Annotated in this window: 7 protein-coding genes; 5 read left to right on the top strand and 2 right to left on the bottom strand. The window is 66.7% G+C overall.

Translation table 11 applies throughout. The annotated features are described in order from the left end of the window. Positions 1-70: 70 nt before the first annotated feature. Positions 71-352, top strand: coding sequence for a Rieske (2Fe-2S) protein (locus tag B1964_RS24635; protein ID WP_139765856.1), 282 nt, complete (start codon positions 71-73; stop codon positions 350-352). 20 nt (positions 353-372) lie between these two features. Here the strand turns inward: B1964_RS24635 and dctA are convergent, their stop codons facing one another. Continuing rightward, positions 373-1,788, bottom strand: a complete 1,416-nt coding sequence (dctA, locus tag B1964_RS24640) for a C4-dicarboxylate transporter DctA (protein ID WP_079931664.1) — start codon at positions 1,786-1,788, stop codon at positions 373-375. A 110-nt stretch (positions 1,789-1,898) separates the two neighbouring features. Next, positions 1,899-6,104 (bottom strand): bifunctional nitrate reductase/sulfite reductase flavoprotein subunit alpha, encoded by a 4,206-nt coding sequence (locus B1964_RS24645; RefSeq protein ID WP_079931665.1) that lies wholly within the window; start codon positions 6,102-6,104, stop codon positions 1,899-1,901. A gap of 235 nt (positions 6,105-6,339) precedes the next feature. On the opposite strand from B1964_RS24645, the gene B1964_RS24650 reads away from it, so the two are divergent. The 4 genes from B1964_RS24650 (at position 6,340) to B1964_RS24665 (ending at position 11,219) form a co-directional block, all read left to right on the top strand. Next, positions 6,340-7,026 (top strand): response regulator transcription factor, encoded by a 687-nt coding sequence (locus B1964_RS24650; RefSeq protein ID WP_014359185.1) that lies wholly within the window; start codon positions 6,340-6,342, stop codon positions 7,024-7,026. Positions 7,027-7,190: 164 nt separating this feature from the next. Next, positions 7,191-8,678 (top strand): HAMP domain-containing sensor histidine kinase, encoded by a 1,488-nt coding sequence (locus B1964_RS24655; RefSeq protein WP_172398962.1) that lies wholly within the window; start codon positions 7,191-7,193, stop codon positions 8,676-8,678. Positions 8,679-8,881: 203 nt separating this feature from the next. Next, entirely contained in the window at positions 8,882-10,477 is a 1,596-nt protein-coding gene (locus tag B1964_RS24660; RefSeq protein WP_079931667.1) for a trypsin-like peptidase domain-containing protein, read from the top strand. Positions 10,478-10,598: 121 nt separating this feature from the next. Beyond that, positions 10,599-11,219: a molybdenum cofactor synthesis domain-containing protein gene (locus B1964_RS24665; RefSeq protein ID WP_240524221.1), complete on the top strand. Its 621-nt coding sequence runs from the start codon at positions 10,599-10,601 to the stop codon at positions 11,217-11,219. The last annotated feature ends 589 nt before the right edge of the window (positions 11,220-11,808 follow it).

Here is an 11,808-nt window from a genome sequence, read left to right on the forward strand (position 1 = left end):
CTCCGAGCCCGTCAGTCCCGAGTCCGTCAGCTCCGAGTCCGTCACCGCAGAACCGGTGGAGATCGGCGAGATGGCCGACCTCGCACTCGGGGAAGGTCGCGCATATGTGCTCGGCGACAAGCAGATAGCGGTGTTCCGGATGACCGACGGCACGCTGCGCGCCATCTCTGCGGTCTGCCCGCACAAGGGCGGCCCGCTCGCCGACGGACAGTTCGACCTCGGCACCATCGTCTGCCCGCTCCACCAGTACGCGTTCGGCTTCGCCGACGGTGGATGCGCCACAGCGGGGATCGGTACGATCGAGGTCTACCGTGCCGAGGATCGTGACGGACGCATCGTGGTGTGGGCGTAACGGCGACTCGCCGGCCCGCGTCAGCCTTTCGCCACGTCCTGCGCAGCCACCTCGGGCATGGCCTCCTCCTCGGCAAGCAACTCCACCTGTCCGGACATGGCGTCGATGTCCTCGAGCGCGGGCACCGGACGGCCGTCGAGGACGAGTCGCATCCGTTCCTTGTCCAGTTGGCCTTCCCAATTGGCGACGACGAAGGTGGCCACGCAGTTGCCGAGCAGATTCACCGACACGCGCATCGAATCCATGATGCGGTCGGCACCGAGCAGAAGGGCCACCGCCGCGACGGGAATGCTGCCGTGGCCGATGGCGGTCACCGTCGCTGACAGAGCGAGAAACGACGACCCCGGCACCCCGGCCATGCCCTTGGAGGTCAGCATGAGGACGAGGACGGCCGTCAGTTGTTCGCCGAGGCTGAGATTCACACCGAGTGCTTGCGCGAGGAACAGCACGCAGATCGACAGGTAGAGGGTGGCTCCGTCGAGGTTGAACGAGTAGCCGGTGGGCACCACGAGTCCGGTGGTGGTCCGCGAACATCCGGCGTAGGTCAGTTTGGTCATGATGCGCGGCAACACGACCTCGGTGGAGGCGGTGCCGAGCGCGATGAACAGTTCATCCTTGATGTAGCGCAGGAACTTCCAGAGATTCACCCCCGCAAAGACGCGAACGACCGCAGCCAGCACGAAGATGAACAGCACCGCGGCGAGGTAGCAGCACGCGATGAGCTTTCCGTAGCTCGCCAGTGACGACAGTCCGTATTGGCCGACGATATAGGCCATCGCGCCGAAGGCGCCGACCGGCGCGAGTTTCATGATCCAGCCGATGATCAGGAAGAAGACGTGGCTGGACTGGTCCACGAACGAGACGACGACGGGGACCTTGGAACCCAGTTTCGCCAGGGCCAGTCCGAACAACACGGCGAAGAACAACACCTGCAGGAGCTCGTTCTCCGCGAACGCCGAGATCACCGACGTGGGAATGATGTTCATGAGGAACTCGACGGTGTGCGGCAGCTCGCCGTTGCCGGTTGACTTCGCGACCGCGTCGGCGCCGGTGGCCAGGGTTTGCGGGTCGATGCTGAATCCGCTGCCGGGCTTGACGATGTTGCCCACCGCCAGGCCGAAGATCAACGCGAAGGTGGTGACCACCTCGAAGTAGATGAGTGCCTTGACACCGATGCGGCCCACCGACTTCAGGTCACCGACGTGAGCGATCCCGAGCACGACGGTGCAGAAGATGATGGGCGCGATGAGCATCTTGATGAGCTTGATGAAGCCATCTGCCAGGGGTTTGAGCGCCGACCCGGCATCGGGCCACAGTGCTCCGAGGACGATACCGGCGATGATCGCCACGATCAGCCAGGTGAACAGCGAGGTATACCAGGAGCCCCGGGTTGTGCGGGCGGGTCCCTCCGACGGCACGGTGATGTCTGTGGTCATCCGGCGAGTTTGGCAACGAGCCAATTCTCTATAGTTAAACGGCCATTACGGTGGGGTGAATTCACCTCTGTGCACGATCCACGGGATGCCGGCCCGTGGTCTCCGCTCGGTCAGTACACGTCGCGCACATACCGCTTGTCGGCGGCGAGCGCCTTGACGTACTGCTCGGCGCTCTTCTCCGACAGCTTTCCGTACTGGGCGACAACACCTTTCAGCGTTGCGTCGACGTCGCGGGCCATTCGGCTCGCGTCACCGCACACATAGATGTGAGCACCGTCGTGCAGCCATCGGTAGAGCTCGTCGCCGTGTTCGGCGATGCGGTCCTGCACGTAGATCTTGCGGTCCTGATCGCGGGAGAAGGCGACGTCGAGGCGGGTCAGCAGGCCGTCGGAGAGCATGTCGGTGAGCTCGTCGCGATAGTAGAAGTCGGTGGCGCTGTGTTGTTCTCCGAAGAACAACCAGTTGCGCCCACCGTGCCCGAGTGCACGCCGCTCGTGTAGGAATGCGCGAAATGGTGCGATCCCGGTGCCGGGTCCGATCATGATCATCGGGGTGTCGGGGTCGGCGGGCGGGCGAAAGTGGTTGGTGGGCGTCACGAAGACGCCCACCTCGGCGCTCTCGGCGTGGTCGGCGAGGAAGGTCGAACACACGCCCTGCCGTGGGATGCCGTGCACGTTGTAGCGCACCGCCGACACTGTCAGGTGGACTTCGCCCGGTGCGGTCAGGGGTGAGGACGAGATCGAGTACGAGCGTGGTGCAAGGGGTTTGATGTGGTCGACCCATTCCTGCGGGTCGGCGTCGACGCGGGTTGTCGCCAGCACGTCGACCGATTGTCGTCCCCACGACCATGCACCGAACTCCTCCTTGTTGCCAGGTGCTGCGAGTGTGGACAATGCCTGATCGCCGCTGCGTTCGGCCATGAACCGGACGAGATCGGGTGTGAGGCGCGCGATCTCGAGGTGGTCACGAAGCGCCGTGTCGAGGGTGGTGGTACCACCTGGTCCCGACGGGCCTTCGGGGATCTCGACCCTGGCCTGCGGGTCGAGGCGGGGGTGATGTAGCCACTCGTCGACCAGGCTCTCGCTGTTGCGTGGGTAGACGCCGAGCGCGTCGCCGGCCCGATAATCCAGGGTGCCCGGCGGAAGGTGGAAGGCGAAGTTGCGCACATCCTTCGCCGAGCCGGAGGTGTTCAATCGTCTGTTGTGGATCAGGCTGGTACGCAATGGCTTCTTGCGTGAATACCCGGGCGAACTGACCTGCGCGGAGGGTTCGCGAACCTCGACGCGTGCGGCGGTGACGTCGGTGGGCGTCGGGGCCTCGGGAGTGAGACGGGTGAGAACGCGCTCGAGCCACACCCCGGCGGGCTCCTCGAAGTCCGGCTCGCAGTCCACCCGGTCGGTCAGGCGCGTCGCCCCGAGCTCGGCGAGCCTTTCGTCGAGTCTGCGTCCGTGGCCGCAGAAGTCGTCATAGCTGGAATCGCCGAAAGCCAGTACCGAATAGGCCAATTCGTCGAGTGCGGGCGCGTCGTCGGCGTTCAGTCGCTCCCAGAAGCCGGTGCCGTTGTCCGGTGCTTCACCGTCGCCGGTGGTCGCCGTGACGAACAGTGCGGTGCCGGACAAGGTACTCGGATCGCACTCGTCCATCGCGGTGGCCGTCACCGGATGTCCGCCCTCGCGTAGACGTGCGGCCACGGCCTCGGCGAAGTCTTCGGCGTTGCCCATTTGCGACGCCCACAGGACGCTGATCGCTGCGCGTGACGGCGCCGGCGCCTCGACGGATCTCGCATCGGCATCCGGGTTGGCGCGGGCCGAGCGTGAGAACATCCCGGCCAGTACTCCGTTGACAAAGGCCGTGGTGTCCGCCGTGAGCGGCGCGCTCGCGGGCAGGGTCGGCACCGCGTCGTGGGGCGGTGCCGCGCGGAGTCCGGCCACGAGACCGGCGAGATAGGTCCGTTCGGACTCGGTGAAAGACGGAGTGGTGATCGCGGAAACTCCGAGGGCCGCCGCGAGCGAGTCCACAAGCGCGGTCGGCGCGGTGGCGAGCGCCGTCGCCGGGATAGCAGGCGCGGTCGGCGCGGTGGCGGGCGCTGTCGCCGGGACCGAAGGCGCTGTCGACGGCGGTTCGGCGGCACCGACTCTGGTGAGGGCGACGGCGCACACCTTGAACTCCGGTTGCTGGGAGGCGGGGTCGATGGCATCGGAGGTGACCGCGTTGATCGCGAGGTGCTCACCCCAGAGGTCATTCCAGTGAAAGGGGACGAAGACGCTGCCCGGGCGGACGCGGTCGGACACCTGCGCGGGCAGTACCGCACGCCCGCGTCGGGAGGCCACCTCGACACGGTCGGTGTCGGAAATCGCCAGCCGGGCAGCATCATCGGGGTGGATCTCGACGAACGGTCCGGGCGCGAGCTTGTTCAGCTTGGCGACCCGCCCGGTCTTGGTCAGCGTGTGCCACTGGTGTGGGAGGCGTCCGGTGTTGAGCAAAATCGGGTAGTCGTCGTCGGGCATCTCCGCCGGATCGACGTGCGGCCGCGCGAAGAATTGTGCGCGACGCGTCGGTGTGGCAAAGGCCAACCGCGGGCGGGTGCCGTCGTCGAACTGGTGCAGCGTCTGGCTGTGACCGTCGTTGAGGTAGCGGACGGGGTGTCGCCCGTCGGTGTCGGTGTCCTCCGGCGGGCACGGCCATTGGATGGGGGAGCGGCGCAGCCGCTCGTAGGTGACACCCCGGAGGTCGTAGCCGGTGCGCGGGTTGTGAAAACGGCGGATCTCGTCGAAGATCTCCTCGGCGCTGTCGTAGGTGAAGGCATCGGAATATCCCATGGCGCAAGCGATCCGGGCGATGATCTGCCAGTCCGGTAGCGCCTGACCGGGTGCCGGCATGGCCGGGGAGAACAGGGTGATGTTGCGTTCGGAGTTGACCATGGTGCCGGTGGATTCGCTCCACAGGGCGGCGGGCAGGACGACGTCGGCGTAGGCGTTGGTCTCGGTGGCGGTGAAGGCGTCCTGGGTGACGACGAGCTCGGCGCGGCGGAGCCCGTCGATGACGGTGCTCCGATTGGCCACCGAGGCAACGGGATTGGTGCAGATGATCCAGCACGCCTTGATCTGCCCGTCGGCCATGCGGGAGAACATGTCGATGGTGCCGCCGCCGACGTCGGTGCGCAGGGTTCCGGCGGGCAGGTGCCATTGCTCTTCGACGAATGCGCGGTCCTCGTCGGAGGTGACGGCCCGCTGACCGGGCAATCCTGGTCCCATGTAACCCATCTCGCGGCCACCCATGGCGTTGGGCTGACCGGTCAGCGAGAACGGCCCGCTGCCGAGTCGGCAGATCGCGCCGGTGGCGAGGTGAAGATTGATCAGCGCGTTGGTGTTCCACGTTCCGTGCGTCGACTGGTTGAGACCCATCGTCCAGCAACTCATCCAGTTGCCGGCAGTGCCGATCAACGCCGCCGCGGCCCGCAGGTCCTTCTCGTCGATCCCGCAGATCTCGGCCACTCGCTCCGGTGGGTACTGCTCGGCGAAGGACGGCATCTGCTCGAAGCCATCGGTGAACTCGGCGATGAACTCCTCGTCGAGATGGCCGCCGACGATCAGCAGATGAAGGATTCCGTTGAGCAGTGCGAGGTCGGTGCCGGAGCGGACGGGTAGGTACAGGTCGGCTTTGTCGGCGGTGGCGGTGCGTCGCGGGTCGGCGACGATGAGGGTGGCGCCGGCCTTGACGCGGTCCATCATCCGCAGGAACAGGATCGGGTGGCAGTCGGCCATGTTCGCGCCGATGACGAAGAAGACGTCGGCGTTGTCGAAATCCTGGTAGGAGCCCGGTGGGCCGTCGGCGCCGAGTGACTGCTTGTAGCCGGTGCCGGCGCTGGCCATGCAGAGGCGCGAGTTGGACTCGATCTGGTTGGTGCCGATGAAGCCCTTGGCGAGCTTGTTGCTGAGGTACTGCGCCTCCATCGACATCTGACCGGACACGTACAGGGCCACCGCGTCGGGGCCGTGCTCGTCGATGATGGCGCGCAGCCGGCCGGCGGTGTCGAGGAGAACGTCGTCGAGGTCGGCGGGGTGCGGCTCGGCGTCGCGGGAAGAGCGCACCAGCGGGGCGGTCAGCCGGCCGTCGGAGTTCAGCATGTCGGCGGTGGTGGAGCCCTTGGTGCACAGCCGACCGAAGTTCGTCGGGTGATCCTTGCGCCCGGTGCTCTTGAGGACCCGCATCGGCTCGTCCGATTCGCCGGACACTGTCAGATCGAGCCCGCAGCCCACCCCGCAATAGGCGCACAGCGTTGCGGTGGTCGACGGCGAAGTACTCGGCGGGCTCACCGTCCCAGCGTCGGTACCGCGTGTTTCGCGACCTGAATGCCGCGGTTACACCGCAATCAACTTGGCCTCACACGGGTGGTCGGTAGATGTGCGGCCATCGTCACTCGAGCGGACCGCACCGCGGCGCTGGCATCTGCGCAGCCCCGCACCACGGGTCCCACGCTCGGTGCGAAAGTTCGCACGACCTGCGCGTTGCTCAGACACCTCTCAGTAGTTGTGGATAAAACTAGTACCCATGCGAATACTCGTGGTCGACGACGATCGGGCCGTGCGTGAGTCGTTGCGCCGATCGCTCACCTTCAACGGCTACACCGTCGACACCGCAGGTGACGGCATCGAAGCGTTGGAGAAGGTGGTTGCCGAGCGACCCGACGTCGCCATCCTCGATGTGATGATGCCGCGCCTCGACGGCCTGGAGGTATGCCGGCGATTGCGTTCCACCGGTGATGACCTGCCGATTCTGGTGCTCACCGCACGCGATTCGGTGTCCGAGCGGGTGGCCGGCCTCGACGCCGGAGCCGACGACTACCTGCCCAAGCCGTTCGCGATGGAGGAACTCCTCGCGCGTCTGCGTGCCCTGCTGCGTCGCGCGGCCCCCGAGGACGGCGCCGACTCGGAGACCCTGACGTTCGCGGATCTCTCACTCGACCCGGTGACCCGCGACGTCTACCGCGGCGAACGCCAGATCAGTCTGACGCGCACCGAGTTCGCGCTGCTGGAAATGCTGATGGCCAATCCGCGGCGGGTGCTCTCGCGCAGCCGGATCCTCGAAGAGGTGTGGGGCTACGACTTCCCGACCTCCGGTAATGCCCTCGAGGTCTACGTCGGCTACCTGCGGCGCAAGACCGAGGCCGACGGGGAGACCCGCCTGATCCACACCGTGCGCGGCGTCGGATACGTGCTTCGGGAGACGCCGCCGTAGTGGCCAACCCCGGACATTCCCCGGTGGGCGCCGAGACGGATTCCGCATCGCCGTCGCCCTTCACCGAGGGACACACCACGTCGGACACACCGACGTCACCCCTGGATGCGTCGACTCCGCACGTGACGACTCCGCACGCGTCGGCGATGAACCCCGGCAGCTCGATGCCCCTGCGGATTCGTCGGGGCGCCGCGCGTCGGTGGTTCCGCCTGCGCAAACACGGCGAGCGCGAGATGCGCGCGCCGATGCCGTTGACGCGCTCGGTCTCCCTGCGAGTGCGCGTGACACTGCTCTCGGCGACGGTGGTGCTGCTCGCGGTGAGTCTGATGGCTGCGGCCGCCTACTTCGTCGTCTACCGCGCGATGTACAACGAGATCGACACCGGGCTGGAGAGTCGTGCCGACGGGATGACGTTGCTGGCCAAGAACGGCACGATCAACCAGCGTCCGGCGGCGCTGCTGACCGGAACCGTGTTCTCCACCAGCATCTCCATCGGTCTCGTCCGCCCGGACGGCGTCGCGCTGACCGTCGGTGAGGTGCCGTTCGGTGATGCCGAGCGGTCGGTGGCGATGTCGCCGACGCGGCCGGGCAACAACGCGCAGAGCCTGCGGACCATCAACAACCAGCGGGTGCTCGCGCGCAAACTCGACGACGGCAGCACGCTGATCCTGGCGCAGTCATTGCTGCATACCGATCGCACCCTCAAACGGCTGGCCTGGGTGCTCTTCGTGGTCGGCTGCGGAGGGGTGGCTCTCGCGGCGCTGGCCGGCATGACCGTGGCCCGAGCGGGGTTGAGACCCGTTGCCAGACTCACACGGGCCACCGAACGGGTGGCCCGCACCCAGGACCTCACGTCGATCCCGGTCACCGGCAACGACGAGCTGGCACGGTTGACCGAGAGCTTCAACACGATGCTGCGTGCGCTCGCCGAATCCCGGGACCAGCAGGCGAGATTGGTCGCCGACGCCGGACACGAGTTACGTACGCCGTTGACGTCGCTGCGGACCAACCTCGAACTGCTGATCGCCTCGAGTGAACCCGGGGCACCGCCCGTGCCCGCTGCCGACATGGTGGAGCTGCGCTCGGATGTGATGGCCCAGATCGGCGAATTGTCGACGCTCGTGGGCGATCTCGTCGACCTCGCCCGCGAGGATGCGCCCGAGGTGGTGCACGAGGAGATCGACCTCGGCGAGGTGGTCTCCGGAGCGCTCGAGCGGGTGCGTCGTCGCCGATCGGATGTGGAATTCACCACGACGCTGATGCCGTGGTTCGTCTTCGGCGATCAGCACGGCCTCGCCCGCGCGGTACTCAACGTGCTCGACAATGCCGCCAAGTGGTCGCCGCGCGGACGCACGGTGGAGGTCACGCTCACCCAGCTGACCCCCACCACCGCCGAACTGTCCGTCGCCGACGCGGGCCCCGGCATTCCGGAGGAGGACCGGGCGCTGGTGTTCGAGCGCTTCTACCGCGCCACTCAGTCGCGGTCGATGCCCGGGTCGGGACTCGGGCTGGCGATCGTGCGTCAGGTGGTGGTCCGCATGGGTGGCACGGTACGTGCCGAACAGTCACACCTCGGCGGAGCAGTCATCCGAATGACATTGCCGGGGCATCCGGCGCCGATGGAACCAACGCCGCAGGTGGTTCGTCAGTAGAGAGATGACTCGACAGCGATGCCCAGGACGGTGTTCGCGCGCAGGCCAGGTACTTGATCGCCTAGGGTTGTCTGCGCCACGACAACGGTGACGGACACCCGCGGTGACAACCACGGCGAGCGACACAGGACCGGTGCCGACGACAGGACTGGCGGACATGCGCCCGCCGGCAGGGATTCTCGACGAAAGATGTGGGGACGACGATGACGGGTGGAGGTTCGCACCGCGGGCCGTACGGTGATGACGCGCAGAACCCCGGTGACGCGCCGAACTCCGGTGAGTCCGGGTGGACGGGAGCCTATGGCCGTCCGGGCCAGGAGTCGGGTGCGCCCGGATATTCGCCCGGTCCCTCGACCGGCCCGATCCCCACTTATGGTTCACCCCAATACGGCTCTCCCCAGTACGGGTCACCCCACTACGGCTCGTCGGGCTCGGCGCCGTGGGAACGGACCTCCACCTACGGCGACAGCTCCGGATCGAACCCGGAATCGCAGTCGCAGACACCGGGTTTCGGTGAGGGCGGTACTGCGCCCACGCAGTCCTTCGGAGCCGGAACCCACGGCGGTGCGGAGCCGTACGGTGCATACGGTGCAGGACCGGGTCCGATCGGGCCGTCGGGACCGCCGCCGGGAACCGGTTTCGGTGATCCGCAACCACTACCGGAGCCGCAGGGCCCAAAGAAGAAGTCCCGTGGCGGATTGATCGCGGCGCTCGTCGCCGGTGCCCTGGTGATCGGCCTGGTGGCCGGCGGCGTCGGCGGATTCGTCGGCTCCCAGCTCAACGACGACTCGACGTCGACGGCGGCCAACAACCAACCGCTCGGCGGCGATCCCAGCGCGCGTGACAGCGGCTCGGTGCCGGCGCCGGAGGGCTCGGTCCAGCAGGTGGCTGCGCAGACCCTGCCGTCGGTGGTGTCGATCGACGTCACCACGGGCACCGAGCAGGGTGAGGGTTCGGGCGTCGTGCTCAGCGCCGACGGCGTCATCATGACCAACAACCACGTGGTGAGCGGCAGCAATGGCCGCCCCGCCACCGACGTCGTCGTGAACTTCCAGGACGGCTCGCGTTCCGCGGCCCGCGTGCTGGGCGCCGATCCCATCTCCGATATCGCCGTCATCAAGGTCGACAAGTCCGGTCTGACCCCGATCAAGGTCGGGACTTCCGACAATCTCGCGGTGGGCCAGGACGTCATCGCCATCGGAGCGCCGCTGGGCCTGCAGGGCACGGTCACCACCGGCATCATCTCCGCGTTGAACCGCCCGGTCTCCACACAACGCGAGGGTGACACCACCTCGGTGATCGACGCGATCCAGACCGACGCGGCGATCAATCCCGGCAATTCCGGTGGCGCGCTGGTCAACGCGCGTGGTGCACTGATCGGTGTGAACACCGCGATCGCCACCCTCGGCGGCGGCAGCGGCGGCGAGGAACAGCAGAGCGGCAGCATCGGACTCGGCTTCGCGATCCCGATCGACCAGGCGATTCGAGTGGCCAACGAGCTGCGCGATACCGGCAAGGCGACCCACGCCGGTCTCGGGGTGTCGGTGCGGCCGAGCACCGATCCGAACTCTCCCGGAGCCCTGATCGCCGACGTGCAGGCCGGTGGCCCGGCCGCCGCGGCCGGAATTCCCAAGGGTGCGATCGTCACCAAGATCGACGACCGCAACATCGCCACCGGTGACGCCCTCGTGGCGGCGGTGCGCTCACACAACCCCGGTGATCGAGTCCAGGTCACCTACACCGCAGGCGGACAAACGAAGACGGTGACGGTGCAATTGGCGACCCTGCAGTCGAACTGATCGAACAGGTGGTTCGTTCGGCTTCACTGCGACGAATCATCGTGCAGGGCCGACGACGACCATGCCGCATCACCACGAGCACGCCGTAGGCGCGCTGAACGCAGAGAGGACAGTGGCCATGATGACCAGCGACTCCGATTTTCAGGTGGCTGAGCTCCCGATGACCGAAGGTACCGAGGTGGATCCGGCCGACGTGGTGGCCGCTGATGCCGCTGCGCGCGCATTCGCAGCCCGTCAGGGCGGTTCGGCACGCGAGTCCGCGGGCGACGAGGTGGGTCGAGCGTTGGTCGTCGTGGTCGACGACAGGGTGGCCCACGGCGACGTCGACAGCCCACTCGGTCCGCTGGTGGGCGAGTTGCTGGAGGAAGCCGGATTCCACGTCGACGCGACGATTCTCGTCCCCGGCGACGAGGTGGAGATCCGGAACGCCCTGAACACCGCGGTGATCGGCGGGGTCGATCTGGTGGTCTCGGTCGGTGGAGTGGGTGTGGGCGCCCGCGACGTCACCCCGGAGGCCACCGAGCCGCTTCTGGATCGGCGACTGCGCGGTATCGAGGAGGCGGTTCGGAGCTCGGGCCTGGCCGCGGGCGCCACCGACGGCGGACTTTCGCGCGGGCTGGCCGGAATCTCGGGGCAGACGCTCGTGGTCAATATCGCCGACTCACGGGCAGCGGTCCGTGACGGGATGGCGACCGTGGCGCCTCTCGCAAAACATGTGATCTCGAATATCAGGGATTTCTGACAGCGTCGGATTCACGGACTCGGACGGGGTGACTTGTTGTCCGGACATGAGGCCGACGGCAGTGGTGACGCGGCGCACAAATACGAATTGACGCATGGATCGACTGATCCAGATTTGGCCGATGAGCAGTCGGTTCGTGTTCGTGACGCCGCGCGACGCCGGCGTGACCTGGATGCGATCTTCGGTGATTCGTTGCCCGAAACAACTCGCGACGAACGTGATCTGCGTCACACAGACGAGGGTCGTGCTCGCTACGACCACGACCGGCCACCCCACTACGAGTAGCTGCCTTAGCGCCGACAGCAGCCAGTTTTCCTGTCATTAACATTCGGCATTGTTCCGATTACTGAGGGCAGATGCATGATAGTGAATGAATTCCCTGAGACACGGCTGATTCCAGCTGTTGCCCTCTTTGTGACCTCTCAGATAGCGTTCGCACGGACTACACCGGTACCCAGCGTGGAGGACCGGTAGCGGGTCCTGCAGAACCACGCGAGTGGCGATGTAGTGGTGGCGAGGGTGGTTCACCTCGCGTTAACCCTGTCTATGCGATCGGGTTACGTGAGTCGGACACGATGCCTTCGACCGC

This window comes from Gordonia sp. i37 (genome assembly GCF_002043085.1).
GTDB classification, from domain to species: domain Bacteria; phylum Actinomycetota; class Actinomycetes; order Mycobacteriales; family Mycobacteriaceae; genus Gordonia; species Gordonia polyisoprenivorans.